Consider the following 22,670-nt stretch of genomic DNA (forward strand, 5'->3'; position numbering starts at 1 on the left):
GGCTCACCGCGCGAATGCCGCCACCGGCCCCGGCGATGGCGATGTCGCCGGCGTGAAGCTCACGATCACCGGGTCCGGCCGGTCGCCCACCCGGGCTTCGACCCGCCGCAGCAACCCCTCCGCGTCCAGCCAGTACCGCACCCGCGCCGCCTTCGTCGTGTTCGCCGCGTGGGCCGGCTGGGGGCCGTCGATCACGTCGACCGCGACCTCGCCGACCGTGTCCGCGCGGACCCAGCGAGCCGAGCTCTGGCGCAGCAGCTGCACGTTGTCCGGGCGGTCCGCGCCCAGCCCGAGCACCAGCCGCAGCGCCGTGTCGAGCTCGGGCCCTGGCTGGAGCGGGCGGTACTGCCAGCGGTCCGGGGGCGGCGGGTCCGTCGCGGCCTGGCCCGGCCCGCCCCGGAACGCCACCGCGGCCGGCGTCCACTGCAGCAGCCCGGCCGACGACTCGTCGCCCCGGCCTTCGGTGCTCATCTCGGCGTACCCCAGGCCCTGGACGAAGTCCACACGGCCGCGCAGGGAGATCACGCCGCCGCCGGTCGGGACCGTCGCCGTGAAGTGCTCGGCCCGGAGGCGGTAGTTGGCGAACCGGGCGAGCGCGAGCCGTTCGGCCTCCGCAGCCGACAGCGGCCGCGGCTGCGAATCCGCCCCACACGCGGCGACCAGCAGCACCGCCGCCAAGGCCGCCAGACGCTTCACGCCTTCACCCCCGCATGCCCGGCCGCCAACGCGATCCCCGGCACCCGGCAGCTGCCCAAAGCAACCCCGCGCGTGGGCCGCCCGAACACCGCCAAGCCCTTCACCCCCGCATGCCCGGCCGCCAACGCGATCCCCGGCACCCGGCCAGGCAAGCCACGCGCGGGCCACCCAAGCACCGCCGCGCCCATCACGGCTTCACCCCCGCACTCTCCGCCAGCAACGCAATCCCCGGCACCCGATAGCCGTCCAGATCGACCCGGCCAGGCAGGCCGCGCGCGGGCCGCGGTGGTGCCGTTGCCGCGTCCGGCTGGCCCGGCTGCTCCGGTGGTGGCGCCACGTCCGGGAACGGCACCCCGCGCGGCGCCGGTGGCAGGGCCAGGCGCACCCCCGCTGCCGGGCCCGGGCTCGCCGGGCAGGCCATCGAGCCGGCGAGCCCGGCCGGGGACGTGCTCGTCAAGACGTTGTCCTGCAAGCAGTTTCCGCTCCCCGGGGCCCGCTCCGAAGCCGCGTACGCGATGTCGACGCCGTTGCCCGACAGCACATTGCCGACCAGCCGGTTGTCCGACGGTGCCAGATCCTCGGCCGAGGCGAGGGCGATGCCCGCGCCCGGGTTGCCGGTGACCAGGTTGCGGGCCAGCAGGTTCCGGGTGCCGCCGGCGATGCCGATGCCTACGCCGAACCCGCCGTCGGCCTGGGCGGGGGTGGCCGGCTGGGCGTTGGCCGCCACCAGGTTGCCCACGATCGCCGCGTCGCGCTGGGGGACGAATGCCTCCTGGTAGTCGGAGTTCGTCGACAGGCCCACCCGGTTGCCGACGAACCGGTTGCCCACCACGGCCATCCCGCCCGACGCGTTCGTGCCCTCGTAGCCCACGGCGTTGCGCTCGGCGACGTTCCCGCGCACCACGATGTCGCACGGATGGCACTGGCCGACGTAGAACCCGGAATCCGCGCTGCCGGAGGCGTAGCTGTGCTCGATCACCCCGTGCTGGGAGTCGAACGCGTAGACGCCGTAGAGCCCGTTGTTGCTCGCCGTCACGTACGAGACGCGGAAGCCCTGCACCGGCGGGAAGCGCGCCGGGTCGAGGCGGGTGTAGCCGTCGCTGCCCCGGGCCAGGCCGCCGCTCTCGTCGGCCATGCCGGTGACGAGGACGCCGTTCAGGACGTGGTCGCGGACGGTCAGGTTCTCCACCGCCACCCCGGGCGCGGTGACCACGATCCCGTTGGCCCGGCGCACTTCGCCGTCGAACACGACCCGGTTGCGGTCCGTGCCGCGCAGCACGAGGTCGGGCACGGTGATCCGGACCGACTCGCGGTACACGCCAGGGGAAACGAGCACGAGGTCGCCCGGCCGCGCGGCGTCGACGGCCTGCTGGACGGTCGGCGCGTCCTGCGGCACCCGGATGGTCGCGGCCCCGGCGACGTCCGGCCGCAGCGGCGACGAGCAGCCGGCGACGGCCAGGACGGAAACCAGGAGGAGGAAAAGCGCACGCACGGCGAAACCATAGGAGTGTTCCGGCCCGCGCAACCCGAGCGACGCGAAATGCCACCTGGTGGAGTGACAAGTTCCGATTCCGCGACGGCGAAGCGGCACAATCCGCGCGTGGCCACTCCTCCCCCGCTGTCCCGCCGCTCGGTGCTGCTCGGCGCCGGGGCCGGCCTGGTCTCCGCCTGTTCCGCGCCGGCTGCGGCTTCGGATCCGGACGTGGTCGCCGCCTTCGGGGCGCAGCAGGCCGGGATCGCGCGGCCGGCACCGCCCCAGCGGCACGTGGCCCTGTCCGTCTGGGACCTGCCACGTGGAGCCGACCGGAGCCGGCTCGGCGCGCTGCTGGCCGCGCTCGGACGGCGGGCGACGGCGCTGGCCGCGGGCGGCGACCCGGCGCTCGCCGACCTCCCGCCGTCGCGGCTGACCGTCACGGTGGGACTCGGGCCACGGATCGTCGCGGCCCTCGGCCCGGATCTGCCCGGGGCGCAGGACCTCCCGGTGTTCCCCGGCGACGAAGCCCACGACCGCGGCGGCGACCTCCTGCTCCAGGTCTGCGCGGACGAGCCGCTCGTCGCCGCGCTGGCGACGACCGAACTGACCGCCGGTGCGGAGATGTCCCTGCGCTGGCGCCGGAGCGGCTTCCGCGGACCGTCCGCTTCGGACGGATCGACGCGCAACGTGCTGGGGTTCGCCGACGGCATCGTGGTGCCGAAGACCGACGCCGAACTGGCCGCCGACGTGTGGCTCGACGGCCCGCCCGCGGTCCGCGGCGGCACGATCGCGGTGGTGCGCGCGATCCGGCTGGACACCGCGGCCTTCCACGCGTTGCCGGTGGCCGCGCAGGAGCGGGTGATCGGCCGCCGCAAGGCGACGGCGGAACCGCTCTCCGGCCCGGAACTCGACCTGGGCGCGAAAACCCCGGACGGCGAGTACCGCATCCCCGCCGACGCGCACGTGCGGCGCGCTCACCCCCTCATGGTCGGGGCGGGCGTGATGCTGCGCCGCGGGTACAGCTCCGAAGAGGGGCTGCTGTTCATTTCGTTCCAGCGCGAACTGCGGACGTTCGTGGCCACCCAGCACCGGATGAGCGAAGGCGACGCTCTCCTGCGCTACGCGACGGCCACGGCGTCGGCGACCTTCCTGGTGCTGCCCGGGTTCGGCGCCGACGCCCCGCTGGGGCACGCGCTGCTCGCCTGAGAACGCAACGCACCCAATGTGGCGTTCGGTGCATCCAACGCACCCAATGTGGCGTTCGGTGCATCCAACGCACCCAATGCGGCGTTCGGTGCATCCAACGCACCCAATGCGGCGTTCGGTGCATCCAACGCACCGAACGCCACATTGGGGCGCTTGGGACTCAGCCCCTCGTTCCGCGGGCCCGGCGGGCCGCCAGCAGGGCCGCGATGCCCGCGACCACCGCGAGACCGCCCAGTGCCGCCAGCCAGTCACCCGGGAACCCGGTGCTCGACAGCGGCCGGGCCTTCGCCGGGGTCGTCGAGGCGAGCACCCCGGCGTCCAGGCTCAGGTCTTCCCGCTTCGCCGGGCCCAGCTTCACCACCGGCGTGCACCCGCTCGCCGGATCCGCGTCGGAGTCCTTCGTGTCGTCGGGTCCGGCGTCCGGCTTGGTCAGCTTGCGGCCACCCGTGCCGAAGCAGACCTGGTACGAGCCGTCCGGCAGGTCGTCGAACAGGTACTTCCCGTTCGCGTCCGTCTTCTTGGTCGCGATCTGCTTCCCGTTGCCGTCCTTGAGGACCACGGGCACGTCCGGCACGCCCGGCTCACCCGGGTCCTGCAGGCCGTTGCCGTTCTTGTCGGTCCACACGAAGTCGCCGACGCGGTTGCGCGGCTCGACGAGACCCGCGTCGAGGGTCAGGTTCTCCCGCTTGCCCACGCCGAGCTGGACCACCGGGGTGCAGCCGGACGCCGGATCGGCGTCGGAGTCCTTGCCGTCGTCGCCCGCGTCCGGCTTGACCCACTGCCAGCCCGCGTACTGCGGCGGCACCCGGGTCCGGTCGAAGCAGACCCGGTACGAGCCGTCGGGCAGGTTGTCGAACAGGTACTTGCCGTCCGGGCCCGTCTTGGTCGAAGCCACCTGCTTCCCGTTGCCGTCCTTCAGGACCACCGGCACGTCCGGCACGCCCGGCTCACCCGGGTCCTGCAGGCCGTTGCGGTTCGTGTCGGCCCAGACGAGGTCGCCGAGGCGGTTCGGCGGTGCGACCAGACCCGCGTCCAGGGTCAGGTCCTCCCGCGCGCCCGTGCCCAGCTTGACGACCGGCGTGCACCCGGTCGCCGGTTCGGCGTCCGAGTCCTTGCCGTCGTCGCCGGCGTTCGGCTTGGTCAGCCCGTAGTCGGCCACCGGGGCCGGGAGCTGCTTGATGCCGAAGCACACCTGGTACGACCCGTCCGGCAGATTGTCGAACAGGTACTTCCCGTCCGGGCCCGTCTTCGTGGTCGCCACCTGCTTGCCGTCGCCGTCCTTGAGGACCACTTGCACGTCCGGCACGCCGGGCTCGCCCGGGTCCTGCAGGCCGTCGCTGTTCTTGTCCAGCCACACGAAGTCGCCGACGCGGTTGCGCGGCTCGACCAGACCCGCGTCGAGGGCCAGGTTCTCCCGCCCACCCGGGCCCAGCTTCACCACGGGCGTGCACCCGCTCGCCGGATCCGCGTCGGAGTCCTTCGCGTCGTCGCCCGCGTCCGGCTTGGTCCACTGCCAGTCGGCGTAGTCCGCCGGCAGCTTCGCCCGGTCGAAGCAGACCTGGTACGACCCGTCCGGCAGATTGTCGAACAGGTACTTCCCGTCCGGACCCGTGCTCGTGGCGGCGAGCTGCTTGCCGTCGCCGTCCTTCAGGACCACCGGCACGTCCGGCACGCCCGGCTCACCCGGGTCCTGCAGGCCGTTGCCGTTCTTGTCGGCCCAGACGAAGTCGCCGAGCCGGTTCGGCGGCGTGACCAGACCGGCGTCCAGGGTCAGGTTCTCCCGCTTGCCCACGCCGAGCTGCACCACCGGGGTGCACCCGGACGCCGGGTCCGCGTCGGAATCCTTCGTGTCGTCGCCCGCGTTCGCCTTGGTCAGCTTGTAGTCGGCGACCGGGGCCGGGAGGTGCGCGATGTCGAAGCACACCTGGTACGAGCCGTCCGGCAGGCTGTCGAACAGGTACTTCCCGTCCGGGCCCGTCTTCGTGGTCGCCACCTGCTTGCCGTCGCCGTCCTTCAGGACCACCGGCACGTCCGGCACGCCCGGCTCACCCGGGTCCTGCAGGCCGTCGCCGTTCTTGTCCAGCCACACGAAGTCGCCGACACGGTTGCGCGGCTCGACCAGACCCGCGTCCAGGGTCAGGTCCTCCCGGCGGTCGACGCCCAGCGTGGTGACCGGCGTGCACCCGCTTTCGGTGTCGGCGTCGGAGTCCTTGGTGTCGTCGCCCGCGTTCTGCTTCGTCCACAGCCAGTCGGCGTAGTCCTTCGGCAGCTTCGACCGGTCGAAGCACACCTGGTACGACCCGTCGGGCAGCTTGTCGAAGAGGTACTTCCCGTCCGGGCCCGTCTTCGTGGTCGCCAGCTGCTTCCCGGTGCCGTCCTTCAGGACCACCGGCACGTCCGGCACCCCGGGCTCACCCGGGTCCTGCAGGCCGTTGCCGTTCTTGTCGGCCCAGACGAAGTCCCCGAGCCGGTTCGGCGGCCGGATACCGGCGTCGAGCGTGAGGTCCTCGCGCTTGGCCGGGCCGAGCGTCGTCACCGGGGTGCACCCGGTCGCCGGATCGGCGTCGGAGTCCTTGGTGTCGTCACCCGCGTTCTGCTTGGTCCACAGCCAGTCGGCGTACTCCTTCGGCAGCTTCTTCACGTCGAAGCACACCTGGTACGCGCCGTCCGGCAGGCTGTCGAACAGGTACTTCCCGTCCGGGCCCGTCTTCGTGGTCGCGACCTGCTTCCCGGTGCCGTCCTTGAGGGTCACGGGCACGTCCGGCACGCCCGGCTCGCCCGCGTCCTGCAGGCCGTTGCCGTTCGTGTCCGCCCACACGAGGTCCCCGAGCCGGTTGCGCGCGGCGACCAGGCCGGCGTCGACGGTGTGGTCCACCGAACCCGCCGGGCCCATGGTCACCTTGACGGTGCCGGTGGCCGGGTCGGCGTCGGAGTCGATGGCCGGGTTCCCGCCCGCCTTGGCGACCGTCCACTTGATACTCGACACCGGGGGTGCGCCCGGCAGCCCCGCGGTGTCGATGCCCGAGTAGTCGAACTTCACCGTGTAACAGGTGTCGGCCTTGAGACCGTCCGCGGCGCCGAAGTAGTACTCGCCGTTCGCGCCGGTCGTCTTGGTGGCGAGCGCGGCTCCCTTGCCGTCGCAGGGAAGCAGCGTCACCTTCGCTCCGGCCACCGCGGGTTCGGCCGGGCCCTGGACGCCGTCGCCGTCGGTGTCGAACCACACCCGGTTGCCCAGCTGGACCGGCGCGTTGTCGCAGAGCGCCTCCAGGTCGGCCAGGCCGTTGGCCTTGCCCCAGCCTTCGGTCGACTTGTCGCTGATGAGGTAGCTGTTCGGGAAGCCGTCGGCCATCATCGTGCCCTTGGCCCGGTCGAACCAGCCGATGCCGCCGGTGTTGATCGCCGTCGGGTCCATCACCGTCGCGGGCATCCGCGCGGCCGGGTACACCACCGCGAGGGCGCCCTGCGCGGTCTCGTTGTGCGGCTTGCCGTGCTCGGTGTCGGCGAAGTGCTCACCGGGGTAGTACTCGACGACGTCGGTCGGCTCGCCGCCGCCGTTGGCCGCCTCGCTGTTGTTGTTCGGGCAGCCGGACGTGCCTTCCCAGACGTAGCCGCCGGCCTGCTTGCAGACCCGGTTGAGGTCGCCGCCGCTGACGGTGTCGAGCAGGGCGGTGCCCCCCGCGTTCGGCATGTTGAACCCGCCCTGGTCGCCGAAGCGGTCCCGGAAACCGAGCACCAGGTCCCCGCCGGCTTCGGCGCGGATGTCGGTCAGCAGCGGTTCCGCGTGGGTGATCAGGTTCCCGCCCTGGGGCGCGGGCGCCTGGTAGGTGGCCTGCCACGGGTTCCAGAAGTGGGTGTTGCTGTAGTTCCACAGCGCGTCACCGCGCTTGAAGTCCAGCTTCTGGTCGACGATCACCGGGCCGAACGTGCCCGCGGCGGCGTCGAACGTGCGGATGACGACCCGCATGTCGGCCACCTTCTGCGTCGATTCGCCGGAGCACACCCCACCGACGAAGACGACGCCGTCGTGCACGCCGAGACCGCTCGGCCGCCAGTCACCGGCCGCGGGACAGTTCGGGTTCGGGATCGCGTAGCTCGCCTTCGGCGCGGCCGCGGTCGCCGCGGTCGCGTTGTAGAGGTAGAGCTTGCGATCGGCGAGGTTCACCACGAACAGCGTGCTGCCGTCCTCGCTGATGCGCAGCGCGCCGAGGCTTTCCTTGCCCACCACGTCGGCGAACTTCTGGTCGAAGTCCGTTTGCATGGCGTGCGCGGTGCCGCCGGTGGCGGGCACCTTGGTGAACAGGCTGGTGGCCTTGGTCGCCGGGTTCGTCACGTAGATCGCGCCGGGGCCATCGGGCCCGTACGCCGCGGCCCGCTTGGCGTACGCGCTGGAGAAGATGCGCTTGTCCGCCTTGCGGTAGGCGATGCCGTAGACGGTCCCGGTGTCACCCTGGGTGGCCAGTGCGGTGGGCGGGGTCCCGGTCCCCCGCGCGGTGAACGGGAAGCTCACCAGCGAACGGGCCTTCGGGTCGATGCCCGGCGCGATGCCGTTGCGCTGGCAGGCGGTGACCAGCGTGGGGTTGTCCTGGCAGTAGTCCGCCGGGTTCCACAGCCCCATCGTCAGGTCGGCCTTCTTGCCGCCGGAGACGTCGACGAAGGAGGTGAGGCTGCTCAGCCCGCCACCCGCCGGCGCCGGCTTCAGGTACGGCATCGACGCGGGGACGCTCGCCTCGACGCGGTACTTCCCGCCGGCGAGGCCCGTGGTGGCCAGCTTGACGGTGCCGTCCGCGCCGGTGGTCCCACTGGCCGTGGCGCCCGCGGAATCGGTCGCCTTCACCGGGATCCCGGCGACGCCGGTCTCCAGCGCGGGCTCGTAGTTGCCGTTGCCGTTGAGGTCGCGGATCACCCGGACGGTCAGAGTGCCGTCGGAGGCGTCCGCGACAGCCGGTGCGGCCGGCGCCGCGAGCGGGAACACTGTCGAGGCGAGCAGGAGCACCGCCCCGAAAGCTGTCAGTCTCTTCAAGTCTCACTCCACAAGCCGGGCCTCTGCGGCCACTGTCCAATGCAGACGGTTGTGGCGAGTTTAGGAGCTGGACGGAGTGAGTCACCCGGTGAAGACGGGTGAATGTAAAACCGGTTTCAGTGATCTTAAACCACACGATCGGGTGAGATACCGCCCGTCGACCGGGTGAGGAGCAACGGACAAAGCCACCGAACGGGAGGCGGCCGACACGCCCGGCTCGCGACGACGCGCACCTCGGCCGGAATCGCTGTCAACCCCTATTCGACGGCAATTCCGAATAGGAGCTCACAATCTTGACACGTCAATCGTTCGTCAGGCACCTTCGAGAGACGAAGACCACATTCCACCGAACCCACGGAGCAGAAATCATGACGCACATCAAGGTGACGCTTTCCGGTGGTCCGGCCGAACTGGTCGAACGGCACCGCGAATGGACGGTCGGCAACATCGGCGAAGTCGCGAAGGTGAGCTTCGGCGCGGGTTACGAGCACTTCTCCCACGACGGCGAGTACACCACCACGGGCAGCGGCGACCTGGTGCCGGTGTTCGCCTGGTGCGGGCGCACGCGCGTCGCGGAGTGATCCACCCGGAACTCCACCGCCGGGTGGTCCCGCTCCACCCGGCTCCCGCACTAGCTTTCTTTCCGTCGGAAACACCCGGAAAGGAAAGCCATGAACGAAGTGCTCGGTTTCATGTTCCTCCGCTTCGCCGTCATCGGCGGCGGAATCCTGCTGCTCGTCCTGCTGCTGGGCGTGGTCGCGATCGTGCTGAAGAAACTGGGCCGCTAGTACCGCAGGCTCGCCGGAACACCCGTCGCGGAACGGTCGAACGCAGGGATCCCCGTCCGGGGACCCGCGCCGCGCGCCGCAGCGGTCGTTGCGCGCTCGTTGCCGTCCCGGCGCTAAGCCGTGAAGCCGCGCCCCAGCCCGTGCTCCACGGCGTAACGCAGCGCTTCGATGCGGTTGCGCACGCCGATCTTGGCGAAGGCGTTGTTGATGTGCGTCTTCACCGTCGTCTCGCCGATGACCAGCTCGGCCGCGATCTGCCCGTTGCTCAGCCCGGCGGCGATCAGGCCGAGCACCTCGGCCTCGCGTGCGGTCAGCCTGTCCGGGAGGGGGTCCTTCTTCGCGCTGCGGCCGGACAGCGCGGAAGCCACCTGGCCGGACACGCCGGCCCCGAACGTCAGCTGCCCGGCGACCACGGCCCGCAGCGCGGCCCCGATCTCGCCGCGGCCGGCGTCCTTCGTCAGGTAGCCGCGGGCGCCGGCGGCCAGTGCACCGGCGATCGAGCCGTCGTCCGCGTACGTCGTCAGGACCAGCACGGCGACGTCCGGGTGGTCGCGGACGACCCGGGCGGTCGCTTCGACGCCGTTCATGACGGGCATGGTGAGGTCCATCAGCACCGCGTCGACCCGGTCGAGCCGGCCGAGGAGCTCGAGCGCTTCGGCGCCGTCGGCCGCCGAGCCGGCCACCTCGACGTCGTCGAGCAGGCCCATGAGCGCGACCAGGCCTTCGCGCACCGCCTGCTGGTCGTCCACCACGACGACCCTGATCACCCGCGGTTCCCCCATGATCCCCTCCCGGTGCCGGCTGGCAGGCTACCACCGGACCACCGGTTCGTGGGTCCACTGTGGAGGATGGTGGCGCGGCGGGGTGCATCCGCCGCGCCACCGCACACCTCAGGCCGGGGCGACCGCCCGCCCCGTCTGCGGTGAGATCATCCCGGCGCAGAGCCCGCGGCTCGCGAGCGTCTGCGCGATCCGGGGGATGGCGGCACGGGTGTTGGCCGGCCAGTCGTGCATCAGGATGACCTGGCCGTTCGTGAGCCGGGCGTTGGCCGCGACGATCGCGTCGACGCTCGCGTTGTTCCAGTCGCCCGAATCGACGTCCCAGATGACCTGGCGCAGGCCGTAGCGGGACGCCACCGACTGGACCGTCGCGTTCGTTTCCCCGTACGGCGGGCGGAACAGCCGGGGCGTGCCGCCGCCCCCGGCCGCGATCGCCTGCTGGGTCCGGGAAATCTCCGAATCCACCTGGCCCTGGCTCAGCTGGGTCAGGTGCGGGTGGGTGTAGCTGTGGTTGCCCACCCACATCCCCGCGCTCGTCTGGGCGCGGACCTGCGCCGCATTCGCGGCCGCGTTCTGGCCGACGTTGAACATCGTGGCCCGCAGCCCGTTCTGCCGCAGCGCGGTCAGCAGGGCCGGGGTGCTGGAGTTCGACGGCCCGTCGTCGAAGGTCAGGCCGACGTACCCGCTGCACGCGGCCGCCTGGGCCGGGGTGACGGCGACCGTGCTCGCCACGGCGAGGGCCGCCGTCACCAGGAGGGTGCTCCACGCGCGCATGGTCAGCCCACCGTGATGTTGGAGTTGCCGCTGCTCTGGTAGCCCTCGGTCGCGAGGATCATGTAGTAGTTGAAGCTGCCGAGCCGCATGCCGGCGCGGCCCCACGCGTCGAAGTGGTTGCCGGTGGTGATGCTGCCGCCGGTCCGCCGCTGCTGGCGCACGCTCCAGTACTGGTTGAACGTCTTGTTGCCTTCGACGGACGGCGCGTTGTAGCGGGTCGTCTGGTAGATGTCGTACGTGCCGCCGTCGCTGGTCACGGTGCCCTTGTACGTCCCGGTCGGCCGCCAGCTGCCCCAGTTGTCGACGATGTAGTACTCGACGAGCGGGTTGGACGTCCAGCCGTAGAGGGCCAGGTAGCTGTTGCCGGAGGGGTTGAAGCTGCCCGAGTAATTTACAGTCCGGCGACTGCCGTTGCTCCAGCCTTTGCCGGCGACGAAGTTGTTGACGTTGCTCCAGTTGGTCCGGTAGTTGCCACCGGAGGAGAGCGTCATGGAGACCGAGCCGCCACCGGCGGTCCAGAACGAGTAGTAGTACCCGTTGTCGGTGCCCGTCCGGTTGGACGTGATGACCGTGTCGGCCCAGGCGGTTCCGGGCAGGAATGCGGCGATCAGCGCAAGGACGGCGCCGCCGGCGAACACCCTGCTGCGGCCGCGTTTCTTGGTGAACATGCTTCCTCCTCGTCGAGGCTGGCAGGCGAGCCAGGATGGCAAAAGCATGCGAGCCGCGCCGCTGGTGGGGCAATCACTTTCGGAAAGTTTCGATGGTCGCGCGAGTGCGGGGTGAGCCGCCCGGCCCACCCCGCTTTTCCTTACTCGCGCAAGCCGATCGCGTCGATCGGCCGGGCCCGCAGCGCCACCGACGTCGCCACCCCGATCGCCACCATGCCGAGCAGGACCGCGCCGGCGATGATTCCCCAGTAGACGGTCGGCGACCCGGCCGGCACCGGGTTGCCGCGCAGCCCGAAGTTCAGCAGTGCCAACGGAACCAGGGCCACCAGCGTCCCCATGACGACCGCGATCCCCACCGTGGCCAGTGCTTCGAGCCGCATCATGCGGGTCACCTGGCGACGGCTCGTGCCGACCAGCCGCAGCAGCGCGAACTCGCGGCCGCGCTGCGCGGTCGTCAGCACCAGCGTGTTGGCCACCGAAATCGCGAGGTAGCCGACGATGACGCCGGCCGCGACCAGGTTCAGGTAGAACTGCGCCTGCCGTTCGCCGCCTTCCGGGGCGAGGGTGGCGGCCGCCGGGGCCACCACCAACCCGGGGTACGGCACCGCGCTCAGCGCCGCGGCCACCGCGCCGGCGTCGGCGCCGGGCTGCCGCCGGACCAGCACCGAGTCGTCCAGGCGGCCGCCGATGTGCTCGCGGGCCAGCTCGACCGGCAGCACGAAGTCGCCGAAGGCCAGGTCGTGCGTGTAGGTGGCGACCAGCCGCAGCTTCGCCGGGACGCCGTCGCCGAACCAGAACTCGACGTCGTCGCCGAGCTTCTTGTCCAGCCAGTCCGCTTCCGAGCGGCTCAGCGCCACCGTGTCGCCGGTGAGGTCGGTGAGCCGCCCGGCGTCGACGCCCAGCTCGAGCGTGGCTCCGGCCCGGTCGCCCGCCAGGCCCTGCGCGGGCGTCCGCTGGACCTCGACGCTGTCGCCCACCGGCGTCGCGGTGATCACGGACGTGCGGACCACCGGGGTCGCCGCCGCCACTCCGGGCACCCGGCCGGCCGCCGCGGCCACCTCGGGTGAAATCCCGCCCGGGGCGCTCAGGACGTAGTCGGCGGTCGTCGACCGCGCGGTCTCCTGCCGGACGGCCGCGGCCATGGCGTTCGGCCCGTAGAAGGTGGCGAGCGCGAACGCCACCCCCAGCATCAGCGGGGTCACCGCGGCCGCGACGCGCCGGGCGTTGGCGTGGGCGTTCGCCCCCGCGAGGTAGCCGCTGATCCGCCACACCCGCGCCAGCACCGGGACGAGGAACCGCACGGCCAGGCCGGTGACCTGCGGGCCGACGACGGCCAGCCCGATGACGACGACGAGGGTCGACATCGTCGAGATCGCGGCGGCGATGTCGCCGCGCAGGAACAGCGGGACGAGCGCGCCGCCGACACCGGCCAGCACGAGACCCCAGCCGGTGAGCAGCCGGCCGCGGCCGAGCTCACGGCGTTCGACCGCGGCCTCGCCCAGCGCCTCGACCGGCCGGATCGACGACGGCCGCCGCGCCGCCGCCCAGGCCGCCAGCCGGGCCGCGCCCAGGCCGAGCAGCACCGCCGCCGCCGGCGGGAGCGGGCTGATCGCCAGCCCGAAGTCGGCCGGGATCACGCCGATCGCGGCGAAGGCGTCCCGCAGCCCACCGGCGACCGCCAGGCCGAGCACGCTGCCCAGTACCCCGGCGACGAGCGCGATCAGCGTCGTCTCGGTGCCGATGAGCTTGCGGATCTGCCGCGGGGTCGCCGCGACCGCACGCAGCAGCGCGAACTCCCGGCGCCGCTGGTTGATGGTCAGGGCGAGGGTGCTCGCCACCACGAACACCGCGACGAGCAGCGCGAACCCGCCGAACGAGCCGGCGATCGCCAGCAGCAGGACCCGCGTCTGGCCGACGTCGAGGAACTCGATGCTGCTGCGCTCGACGCCGGTGGCCACCTCGGCGCCGCCGACGACACCGCGCACCCGCTCGGCGAGGGTCTCGGGCGCGACACCGGGGTCGGCGAGGACGCCGATCGCGTGCGCCTGACCTGGCCTTCCGGCCAGCTCCGCGGCCCGTTCCGGGGTGAAGAACAGCGCCGCCTGGCGTGCGGTGCCGTCGACGACGCCGCTCACCGTGAACGGCACCGGCCCGGACCGGGTCGTGATCCGCACCTGCCCGCCGATGCCGACGTCGGCCTGGCGCGCCAGGTCGGCGTCCAGCACGACCTCGCCGCCGGTCGCGGGTGCCTCCCCACCACGCAGGGCGAACGGCGCCAGCACGGCCGCGTCCCAGTTGTGCCCCAGCGACTCCCGCCCGGCGAGCACCCGCCCGTCGCGGGTGACGACCTGCGCCGGGAAGCTCAGTTCCGCGACCGCCGCCCGCACGCCGGGCACGGTGGCGATCCGCCCGGCCAGCGCCGCCGGGACCGTCGGCTGCTCGCCGACCTGCTCGGCGGAGAGGGCGTCGGCGCCGGGCGGCCGCACGCTCCGCTCCCCGCCGACGACGACGGCCGCGGCGGCGTAGCGCTGGGTGGGGACGCCGGCGCGCAGGCCGGACTCCATGAGGACACCGCACGCGGCCACCAGCGCGGTGCCGCACAGGATCGCGATGAACGCGCCGGCGAACCCGCCGAGCCTGCTGCGGATCGTCTGCCAAGCCAGTGTCAGCACGCTCACCACTCCCCGAGGTGCGTCATCCGCTCCGCCACGCGCTCGGGCGTGGGGTGCGGGAGGTGCCCGGCCAGCTTGCCGTCGGCCAGGAAGAGGACGCCGTGCGCGGCCGACGCCGCGACCGGGTCGTGCGTCACCATCAGCACGGTCTGGCCCATCTGCTCGACGATCGCGCGGAGCAGGTCCAGCACCTGCCGCCCGGTGCGGGTGTCGAGGGCGCCGGTCGGCTCGTCGGCCAGCACCACCTCGGGCCGGGTGACGAGCGCCCGCGCGATCGCGACGCGCTGCTGCTGCCCGCCGGACAGCTCCGCGGGGCGGTGTTCCAGCCGCTTCGCGATGCCCACGCCCTCGACGATCTCCCGCAGCCACTGGGGGTCCGGCTTCCGCCCGGCCAGCCGCAGCGGCAGCGTGATGTTCTGCAGCACGTTCAGCGACGGCAGCAGGTTGTAGGCCTGGAAGACGAACCCGATCCGGGTGCGCCGCAGCTCCGTCAGCTCGCGTTCCTTCAGCTTGCCGATCTCGGTGCCGCCGAGCAGCACCCGCCCCGACGTCGGCCGGTCGAGGCCGGCCGCGCAGTGCAGGAAGGTGCTCTTGCCCGACCCGGACGGGCCCATCACGGCGGTGAACGTCCCCCGCGCCACCCCCGCCGACACCCCGTCGAGGGCGGTGACGGCACCGTCACCGGCGCCGTACACCTTGCGCACCCCGGCCAGTTCCACCGCGTACGTTGTCGTCATTGCGATCCCCTTCGTTCTCTCCCAAGGAAAACTAGGTCCGCGAAGCCGGGACATCGATCCCGTGGGGAGGTGGATCCGGGGTAGCGCCAGCACTACCCCGGTGGTGGGGTGGGACACTGGCGGCGTGACGACCCGCTTGCGCGAGTGCTGGTCGGCGGTGCGTTACCTGGTGATCGGCGCCGGCACGTCGCTGCTTTCGATGCTCGCCCTCACCGGGCTGTTCGCCGTGCTGCTGCTGTGCCCGTTCGGCGTCGGGATCCCGTCGCTGGCGCCCGCGATCCGGCTGGCGCGGCGGCCGGTCGGGGTCGACCGCCGCCAGGCCGCGCGGCACCTCGGCGAGCCGATCCCCGAGCCCTACCGCGACGGCTCCCCGCTGAAGGACCCGGCGACCCGCCGCGACCTCGCGTGGCTGGCGCTCCACGCCGCGACCGGGACGATCCTGGGTGCGCTGGCGTTCGGCCTGCCGCTGGGCGCGCTCCAGCAGGTCGTCTTCGCCTTCGTCTGGCCGACGGTCCCCGGCGGGATCGAAGGCTCCTTCGGCCTGGTGGTGAACTCGTGGCCGATGGCCGCGTTGAGCGTGCTCACCGGGGTCGCGATGGCCGCCCTGTCGCTTCTGCTGCCGCGCGTCGCCCGGTGGAAGGCGCGGCTCGCGCGGCGGCTGCTCTCCCCCGCCCCGGGTGTCGTGCTGGCGGACCGCGTCGCCGAGCTGACCGCGACCCGGGCGGCGGCGCTGGAGGCGCACGGGGCCGAGCTGCGCCGCATCGAGCGTGACCTGCACGACGGCACGCAGGCGCGGATCGCGGCGGTCGTGCTCCAGCTGGGCATCGCCGGCCAGCTGTACGACCGCGACCCCGCCACCGCGCGCGACCTGCTGGTCAAGGCCCAGGACACGGCGACCGACGCGCTGGCCGAGCTGCGCACGGTCGTCCGCAGCATCCACCCGCCGCTGCTGAGCGAGCGTGGCCTGGCCGGGGCGGTGCGCGCGCTCGCCGAGCGCAGCCCGGTGCCGGCCGCGGTCGACGTCGAGCACGAGACCCACCGCCCGGCCGCGGTCGAGGCCGCCGCGTACTTCGTCGTCGCCGAGGCGCTGGCCAACGTCACCAAGCACGCCGACGCGTCCCGAGTGGACATCAAGCTCGGGGGCACGGCTTCGGTGCTGGCCCTGGAAATCCGCGACGACGGCCGCGGCGGCGCGACCGAGTCCGCCGGCAGCGGGCTGGCCGGCATCCGCCGCCGCGCCGAGGCTTTCGACGGAACCCTGACCCTGACCAGCCCACCCGGTGGGCCGACCGTGCTGCGAGTGGAGCTGCCATGCGGGTCGTGATCGCCGAGGACGACGCGTTGCTGCGCGAAGGACTCTCCCTGTTGCTGAAGACGGCGGGCATCGAGGTGGCCGCCGCCGTGGACAACGCCGAGGACTTCCTGGCGTTCGTCGAGCACGAGCGGCCGGACGCGGTGGTGATGGACGTCCGCATGCCGCCGACCCACCGCGACGAGGGCCTGCGCGCGGCCGTCCGCGCCCGCGAGATCCACCCGGCGCTGCCGGTGCTGGTGCTGTCGGCGCACGTGGAGACGAGCTACGCGGTCGAGCTGCTCGCCGACGGCGTCGGCGGCGTGGGGTACCTGCTCAAGGAGCGCGTCGGCAAGGTCGAGCGGTTCCTGGACGCCCTGCAGCGCGTCGCCAAGGGCGGCACGGCGATGGACCCCGAGGTGATCGGGCAGCTGATGGCCCGCCGCCGCGCCGCGGACCCCCTGGCGGCGCTGACCGCCCGGGAGCGCGAGGTGCTGGGCCTGATGGCGGAGGGCTACAACAACAGCACGATCGCGGAGCTCCTGGTCGTCAGCGACGGCGCGGTGCTCAAGCACATCCGGAACATCTTCGCGAAGCTCGGCCTGCCGTCCGACGAGGGCGCGGGGCACCGCCGGGTGCTGGCGGTGCTGGCCTACCTCGGCCGGGACGCGGGGTAGCGCTGGCGCTACCCCGGATCCGGGTGCGCACGGCATCGATCCGGGCGCGGGGCGTTCGTAGTGTTGCCGGCATGACGAACAACGACATCGCTTCCCCCCGTGCCGCGGCTGTTCTCTGGCCGGTCCTCATCATCAGCGCCGCGGTCAACGTGGCCGGCAACTTCACGGGTCTGGCCAACCCGATCCGCATCGCCGTCGGCGTGATCGCGACGGTTTCCCTCGTGCTGCTGGTCGTCCACTACGTCCGGCGCCGGAGGGCGTGAACGGCCAGCGCCGCCGCCACGAGTGCCGCGGCGACCCGGAACGGGTCGGCCAACCCCGCGAGCACCGGGCCCGCCGTCGCGCCGACGTTGAGCGCCGCGGTCGCGTAGGAGCCCGCCATGGTCGGGGCGCCGGTGGCTTCCCGGAGGATCCGCGTGATCACCGTGCCGCCGACTGCGAAGGACAACGCGCCCTGCGTGAAAGCGAGGACCACGAGCGCGTCCGTGGTGAGGGCCAGCGCGACCCAGCCGGCGAGCAGCAGCGCACCGCCGAGGGAGATGACCCGGCCGGGCCACCGGTCGGCGAGCCGCCCCGCCACCGTCACGCCGGCGAAGCACCCGATCCCGAAGGCGGCGAGCACCACCGGCACCGGTGCGACGCCGTCGGCGATCGGGGCCAGGAAGGTGAAGACGCCGAAGGTGGCGGCGTTGACGAGCGCGCCGAGCACGAGGACAGCGGGCAGGCGGCGGAGTTCCCGGAGTTCGCTTCGCAGATCGGCCGTGCCGCCCGCCGGGGTGTCGGCGACGCGGGACACGCCTGCCAACGCGGGCAGGCACAGCGCGGCGACGACCCAGAGGGCGGAGCGCCAGCCGAACGCGGCGTCGAGCAGCGCGCCGCCGGGAATCCCCGCGACGCAGGCGAGGGTGGTGCCCCCGAGCAGCACGGCGAGGGCGCGCCCGGTCTTCTCCGGCGGCACGAGCCCGGCGGCCGCGGTCAGGGCGACGGCGAGGAAGCCGGCGTTGGCGAGCGCGGCGGCCACCCGCGTCCCGAGCAGGACGCCGAAGGAGGTCGTCAGGCCCCCGGCGACGTGCGCGGCGACGAAGAGGGCGAGGAAGGCGCGCAGTGCGGTCCGGCGTCGCCAGCGCCGGGCGAGGGCGGCCATGAGCGGCGCCCCGGCGACCATCCCGGCGGCGAAGGCGGAGGTGAGGTACCCGGCCTGCGCGACGGAGACGTCGAGCGCGGCGGCGACGCCGGGAACGAGCCCGGCGAGCATGAATTCGGACGTGCCCATGGCGAACACGCCGAGGGCGAGGAAGTACAGGGACACGGTGAAACTCCAGGGATCACGAAGGCAAGGGACGCTTTCGTGGTCACCCGGGAGCCCGGGAAGGCGGGGAGTTACCGGGCTGCCGGAGTGACCGGCAGCCCTGCCCTGGACGCTTCGGGGCTCGACATGGGTCCGACCTTACCGGTTAGGGTGAGCCGTGGCGGAACTCGAGGACCTGGCGGAGACGGTCGCGGTGCTGGACCTGTACCTGAAGCCGATCGCCGAGCGCCCGGTCGACCTCTCCGATCCGGGCTGGCAGGACAAGATGCGCGCCGCCGAGCCACTGGACGAAGCCGGCATCCGCGCCGAAGCCGAGGAAGCGCTGCGAGCGCTGCTCGGGCACTACGAGCACGGCGACACCGGGACGCGAGCCGCCGTCCGCGCGGTGTTCGACCGCTGCCCGTCGTTCTCCTGGGCCGCCCACTTGCGGGGAGCGAGCTTCCGCACCCGGCTCCTCCACCTGTCGGCCCGCGACCACGGCCGGGACACCCGCGACGAAATCATGGCACTGGGGGACATCCGCGCCGAGGCGACGGCGGCCGGGGTGGACATCCGGCCGTTGCTGCGCGAAGTCGCCGAGCTCTCCAGCACGGTGAACAAGTACGGCATGGGCTCGATGCGCGACCTCCTGCTCCGCGCGGCGGACTGATCACCCCGCCCGGAAGCCCCCGAGCAGATCGACGCGATCCGCGTTCCCCGCGCCGCATAGTTCGTCCACTAAGGACGGAGGCTGCGCAGCATCAGGTCCGCGAAGTGCTTCCCCACCTGCTCCCCCGACAGCTCGCCGTCGGCGTGGTACCACATGCCGAGCCGGTGGATCGCGCCGAAGTGGTAGTTGATCACCAGGTCGGCGGGGACGTCGGCGCGGAAGACCCCCGAAAGCTGGCCCTCGGCGACCAGGTCGCGCACCCGCTCGTGGTAGGTCCGCCGCTCCGCGCGCACCTGGACCTGCTTCGACTTCTCCAGCAGCGGGAACGACTGGAAGAACACCGTCGCCGCGTCGAGGTCGGCGATGCTCGTGACCACGACGTCGGCGATGATCGCGTGCAGGCGCTCCGGCAGCGGCAGGTCCGACTCGGCGATCGTCACCATCCGCCGCGTCTGCATCCGCAGCATCGCCGCGTAGATCTCGAAGAGCAGGTCGTCCTTGGACTCGAAGTAGTGGTACAGCCCGCCCTTGGTGACGCCGGCCTCCTCGACGATCTCCCGGACCGTCGTCGCCTCGAAGCCCTTCTCGGCGAACAGGCGCACGGCCGCCCGGACAACCTTCTCCCTGACACTCATCTCGCCACCCTATGTGAGCGGACGGGCCGGCCCGCGGCGCCCACGAGCCGGCCCGGTCGTCACTTGCTCACCAGGTTGACCTGCTCCGGAGTGGCCCGCTCACCGGCGTACGGCGTGATCGCGCCCGTCCCGCGGTCGGTCACGGCGGGTGGCTGGACCACCGTCGTCGTCACGTCCGGGTTGATCTTGAACACGTACGCGCCCGTGTAGCCGGCGTGCGAGTCCTTCGAGAACCCGAACGGCGTCAGGCCAGGCCCCTTCAACGAGCCCGAGCTCATCGCGTCGACGACCTTCTGCCGCGTCGGATCCGGGCCGGCCGCCTTGAGCGCCTGTCCGAACGTGTAGGCCTGCACCATGCCGAACAGGACGGTGTTGGTGAACGGCTCCTTCGGGATGTACTTGTCGTGGACGCCCTTGAAGTAGGCCACCCACGGGTCCGACGTCTGGGCCACGTCCGGCAGGTACCCGGTGCCGATCAGCCCGGCCAGCAGCTGCCCGCTGGAGACGCTGGCGCCGCCGCGCTTGGCGAAGTCCTGCAGCAGCCCGGACAGCGTCGCCGGGTCCGCGCCGATGCTGCTGACCACGAACTGCGGCTTGTACCCGATCTTCGCCGCGGCCAGGATCGCCAGCGCGGTGAACGCCGGGATGCACGCGCAGACGACGACCTCGGCGCCGGCCGCCTTGAGCGCCGACAGCTGCGGCGTCACGTCGGTGTTGGCGCTGTCGTAGCCCTGCTTGACGACGACCTGGTCCTTGACGAACTGGTCGAGCCCGGCCTGGGTGTCGCGGCCGACGTCGTCGTTCTGCGTGAAGTAGCCGACCTTCTTGCCCGCGAAGGTGTCCTTGACGTACTTGCCCTGGATCTTGCCTTCCCGGGTGTAGTCCACCTGGTACCCGAAGGTCATCGGCGCCTTCTGCGGGTTGTCCCAGGCGAGCGCGCCCGACGACACCAGCAGGTCGGGCACGCCTTCGGAGTTCAGGTAGTCGACGACCTTCGAGTGCGTCGGCGTCCCCAGGCCGCCGACGATCGCGAAGACCTTGTCCTGCAGGACGAGCTTCTTGACGACCTCGACGGTCTTCGTCGGGTTGTAGCCGTCGTCCTCCACCTTGTAGTCGATCTTGCGGCCGTTGATCCCGCCGCCGTCGTTGATCGCCTGGTACACCGCGCGGGCCCCGGCGGAGATCTTGCTGTACCCGGGCGCGGCCGGGCCGGTGAGCGGCTGGTGGGTGCCGATGACGACAGTGTCTTTGGTGACGCCGACGGCCGAGTCGGTGGCGGCCTGCTGCCCGCCGCCGTCGCTCTCCCCCGCGCCGCCGCACGCGGTCAGCGCCAAGGCGAGGGCGAGGAACCCCGCGCCGTACCTAGTGGTTCTCATGGTTCTCCTTCTTTTCGGCGGGTCGGCGGAGAAGTCCGCGCAGCTTTTCGAAACCGCCCTGGATGCCCCGCGGGAAGGCGAGCACGACGACGATGAGGATCACGCCGTACACCGCGAGCGGCAGGTTGTTGGCCACGTCGGTGTTCAGGTGCAGGACGTCGGCGAGGTCCTCGGACCAGGCCTGGAAGTACACGAGGGCGACCGCGCCCCACAGCGCGCCCCAGAGCGAGCCGAGCCCGCCCAGCACCACCGCGGCCAGCAGGCTCAGCGACAGCGCCGGGGTGAACGAGCCGGGCGCGGCGGTGCCGAGCAGGAACGCCTGCAGGCCACCGGCGAGCCCGCCGCAGACCGCGCTGACCAGGAACGCGAGGATCTTCGTGCGCCCGACGGCGATCCCGCTCAGCGCGGCGGCGACCTCGTCGTCGCGGACCGCGCGGAAGTCCCGCCCGAGCCGGCCGCGGACGATGTTCACCACCAGCACCAGCGCGAGCAGCACGCTGAGCCAGACGATCCAGGTCTGCCAGCGCAGTTCCGGGACGACGCCGACCACCGCGGACGGTCTGCTGTGGACGGTGAAGTTCAGCCCGTTGCTGCCGCCGAGGAAGTCGGGGAACTTCCGGGTCAGTGCGGGCAGGCCGACGGCCAGGGCGAGGGTCGCCCCGGCGAGGTACGGGCCGTGCAGCCGGGCCGCCGCGGCCCCCGCCAGCAGCCCGGCGAGCCCGCCCGCGGCCGACGCCAGCAGCAGGTCGGCCCACAGCGGGAACGTCGGCACGTGCTTCACCAGCAGCGCCACCGTGTAGGCGCCGATGAACATGAACGCGCCGTGGCCCAGGGAAACCTGGCCGGTGAGGCCGGTCAGGAGGGTCAGCCCGGCGACCGCGATGAGGTAGTAGCCGATGGTCGCGATCCGCAGGTTGGTGAACTCGTCGGTGACCAGGGTCAGCAGCACGACCACGACGAGCGCGCCCAGCGCGGCGAGCACGTGGAGGAGCAGCGGCGGCAGCGTGCGGCGCTGCTTCACCGGCGTTGCCGTGGTTTTCACCGGTTCCGTGCGCACGCTCATACCCGCCTCACCTTGGCCCGGCCGAACAGCCCGCTGGGCCGCAGCGTCAGCACGACCACCAGGATGGCCAGCGCGGCGATCGTCACCATCTCCGGTCCGAAGTAGCCGGACACATAGGACAGTCCGACACCGAGGACGAACCCGCCGGCGATGGTGCCCAGCGGGTTGTCGAGGCCGCCGAGCACCGCCGCGGTGAGCGCGTAGACGAAGACGCCGTCCAGCACGTTCGGGAAGAGGAACGGCGGGGTGGCCAGCAGGCCGGCCAGCGAGCCGACGGCGGCGGCCAGGCCCCAGCCCGCGGTGAGCATCAGCCCGACCCGCACCCCGAGCGTCCTCGCCACTTCCGGGGCGAACGCGGCCGCCCGCATCCGCAGGCCCAGCGGCGTGTACTTGAACACCACCAGCACCAGCGCGGCGATCGCGAGCACGACGAGGACGACGAACAGGTCGTTGGCGGAGAACCGGCCGCGGAAGTCGAAGGCGTACGGGAACGCCAGCGGCTCGTTGGACCAGATCATCCCCGCGATCGCCTGCAGCACCAGCAGGAGCCCGAGGGTCACGATGATCGAGCTGAGCTCGGAGCGGTGCCGCAGCGGCCGGATGAGCAGCCGTTCGGTGGCGACCCCCAGCACGGTCCCGGCGACGATCGCGACGGCGAACCCCAGCCAGTAGCTGCCGGTCGCCTTCGTCACCGAGTACGCGAGGTAGGTCGAGATCAGGGCGAGGGCGGGTTGCGCGAAGTTCACCACCCTGGTGGCCCGGTAGATGATGACCAGGGCGAGCCCGAGCGCCGCGTACACCGCGCCGGCCGAGATCCCGCCGAGGGTCAGGTCGAAGAAGTCCTGCATACCGGACC

At 72.4% G+C, this 22,670-nt stretch carries 19 protein-coding genes; 6 read left to right on the top strand and 13 right to left on the bottom strand.

From position 1 onward, the window contains the following. Positions 1-3: 3 nt before the first annotated feature. Both BLW76_RS01650 and BLW76_RS01660 read right to left on the bottom strand, forming a co-directional pair. Positions 4-696, bottom strand: a complete 693-nt coding sequence (locus tag BLW76_RS01650) for a hypothetical protein (RefSeq protein WP_091304086.1) — start codon at positions 694-696, stop codon at positions 4-6. A 187-nt stretch (positions 697-883) separates the two neighbouring features. Further along, complete coding sequence (locus tag BLW76_RS01660) at positions 884-2,188, bottom strand: right-handed parallel beta-helix repeat-containing protein (RefSeq protein ID WP_208613185.1); 1,305 nt, start codon at positions 2,186-2,188, stop codon at positions 884-886. Between the two features lie 108 nt (positions 2,189-2,296). Between BLW76_RS01660 and BLW76_RS01665 the strand changes: the two genes are divergently transcribed. Then, positions 2,297-3,376 (top strand): Dyp-type peroxidase, encoded by a 1,080-nt coding sequence (locus BLW76_RS01665; protein ID WP_244170013.1) that lies wholly within the window; start codon positions 2,297-2,299, stop codon positions 3,374-3,376. A gap of 160 nt (positions 3,377-3,536) precedes the next feature. Here the strand turns inward: BLW76_RS01665 and BLW76_RS01670 are convergent, their stop codons facing one another. Further along, a complete protein-coding gene (locus BLW76_RS01670) occupies positions 3,537-8,396 on the bottom strand; it encodes an SdrD B-like domain-containing protein (protein WP_143060526.1) in 4,860 nt (1,619 codons plus the stop codon). Positions 8,397-8,764: 368 nt separating this feature from the next. On the opposite strand from BLW76_RS01670, the gene BLW76_RS01675 reads away from it, so the two are divergent. Further along, entirely contained in the window at positions 8,765-8,977 is a 213-nt protein-coding gene (locus tag BLW76_RS01675; RefSeq protein WP_091304090.1) for a DUF5988 family protein, read from the top strand. Between the two features lie 320 nt (positions 8,978-9,297). Here BLW76_RS01675 and BLW76_RS01680 read toward each other — a convergent pair whose 3' ends face one another. From BLW76_RS01680 to BLW76_RS01700, 5 genes are all read right to left on the bottom strand, one after another. Beyond that, a complete protein-coding gene (locus BLW76_RS01680; RefSeq protein WP_208613186.1) occupies positions 9,298-9,966 on the bottom strand; it encodes a response regulator in 669 nt (222 codons plus the stop codon). A gap of 108 nt (positions 9,967-10,074) precedes the next feature. After that, positions 10,075-10,737 (bottom strand): polysaccharide deacetylase family protein, encoded by a 663-nt coding sequence (locus tag BLW76_RS01685; protein WP_091304091.1) that lies wholly within the window; start codon positions 10,735-10,737, stop codon positions 10,075-10,077. Positions 10,738-10,739: 2 nt separating this feature from the next. Then, a complete protein-coding gene (locus tag BLW76_RS01690) occupies positions 10,740-11,405 on the bottom strand; it encodes a glycoside hydrolase family 11 protein (RefSeq protein WP_091304092.1) in 666 nt (221 codons plus the stop codon). 140 nt (positions 11,406-11,545) lie between these two features. Then, on the bottom strand, positions 11,546-14,086 hold the full coding sequence (locus tag BLW76_RS01695) for an ABC transporter permease (RefSeq protein WP_091304093.1): 2,541 nt from the start codon (positions 14,084-14,086) through the stop codon (positions 11,546-11,548). Beyond that, the gene (locus BLW76_RS01700; RefSeq protein WP_091304094.1) at positions 14,080-14,814 is read right to left on the bottom strand and encodes an ABC transporter ATP-binding protein; all 735 of its coding nucleotides are present in this window, start codon (positions 14,812-14,814) and stop codon (positions 14,080-14,082) included. Before BLW76_RS01700 ends, BLW76_RS01695 begins: the two co-directional genes overlap by 7 nt. Positions 14,815-14,938: 124 nt before the next feature. Here BLW76_RS01700 and BLW76_RS01705 point away from each other — a divergent pair, with 124 nt between their 5' ends. The 3 genes from BLW76_RS01705 to BLW76_RS01715 all read left to right on the top strand — a co-directional run bounded on the left by BLW76_RS01705 (position 14,939) and on the right by BLW76_RS01715 (position 17,045). Then, positions 14,939-16,138: a sensor histidine kinase gene (locus BLW76_RS01705; protein ID WP_091304713.1), complete on the top strand. Its 1,200-nt coding sequence runs from the start codon at positions 14,939-14,941 to the stop codon at positions 16,136-16,138. After that, positions 16,126-16,782, top strand: a complete 657-nt coding sequence (locus tag BLW76_RS01710; protein WP_091304095.1) for a response regulator — start codon at positions 16,126-16,128, stop codon at positions 16,780-16,782. Before BLW76_RS01705 ends, BLW76_RS01710 begins: the two co-directional genes overlap by 13 nt. Positions 16,783-16,853: 71 nt before the next feature. Next, positions 16,854-17,045 carry a hypothetical protein gene (locus BLW76_RS01715; protein WP_091304096.1) on the top strand — a complete coding sequence of 64 codons (192 nt, stop codon included), beginning with the start codon at positions 16,854-16,856 and terminating at the stop codon, positions 17,043-17,045. Here the strand turns inward: BLW76_RS01715 and BLW76_RS01720 are convergent. Beyond that, positions 17,021-18,055: an MFS transporter gene (locus BLW76_RS01720; protein ID WP_091304714.1), complete on the bottom strand. Its 1,035-nt coding sequence runs from the start codon at positions 18,053-18,055 to the stop codon at positions 17,021-17,023. The two genes, BLW76_RS01715 and BLW76_RS01720, sit on opposite strands and share 25 nt — an antisense overlap. A gap of 193 nt (positions 18,056-18,248) precedes the next feature. On the opposite strand from BLW76_RS01720, the gene BLW76_RS01725 reads away from it, so the two are divergent. Next, positions 18,249-18,740 carry a hypothetical protein gene (locus BLW76_RS01725; protein ID WP_091304097.1) on the top strand — a complete coding sequence of 164 codons (492 nt, stop codon included), beginning with the start codon at positions 18,249-18,251 and terminating at the stop codon, positions 18,738-18,740. 68 nt (positions 18,741-18,808) lie between these two features. Here the strand turns inward: BLW76_RS01725 and BLW76_RS01730 are convergent, their stop codons facing one another. From BLW76_RS01730 to BLW76_RS01745, 4 genes are read right to left on the bottom strand one after another with little or no spacing between them, the layout of a single operon-like run. After that, positions 18,809-19,375 carry a TetR/AcrR family transcriptional regulator gene (locus BLW76_RS01730; RefSeq protein ID WP_091304098.1) on the bottom strand — a complete coding sequence of 189 codons (567 nt, stop codon included), beginning with the start codon at positions 19,373-19,375 and terminating at the stop codon, positions 18,809-18,811. A gap of 59 nt (positions 19,376-19,434) precedes the next feature. Further along, positions 19,435-20,751, bottom strand: coding sequence for an ABC transporter substrate-binding protein (locus BLW76_RS01735; RefSeq protein WP_091304099.1), 1,317 nt, complete (start codon positions 20,749-20,751; stop codon positions 19,435-19,437). Then, positions 20,738-21,814, bottom strand: a complete 1,077-nt coding sequence (locus BLW76_RS01740) for a branched-chain amino acid ABC transporter permease (RefSeq protein WP_091304100.1) — start codon at positions 21,812-21,814, stop codon at positions 20,738-20,740. The genes BLW76_RS01735 and BLW76_RS01740 overlap by 14 nt, the downstream gene beginning before the upstream one ends. After that, positions 21,811-22,662, bottom strand: a complete 852-nt coding sequence (locus BLW76_RS01745) for a branched-chain amino acid ABC transporter permease (protein ID WP_091304101.1) — start codon at positions 22,660-22,662, stop codon at positions 21,811-21,813. Before BLW76_RS01745 ends, BLW76_RS01740 begins: the two co-directional genes overlap by 4 nt. Between the last annotated feature and the right edge of the window lie 8 nt (positions 22,663-22,670).

It is taken from the genome of Amycolatopsis tolypomycina (genome assembly GCF_900105945.1).
In the GTDB taxonomy this organism is placed as follows: domain Bacteria; phylum Actinomycetota; class Actinomycetes; order Mycobacteriales; family Pseudonocardiaceae; genus Amycolatopsis; species Amycolatopsis tolypomycina.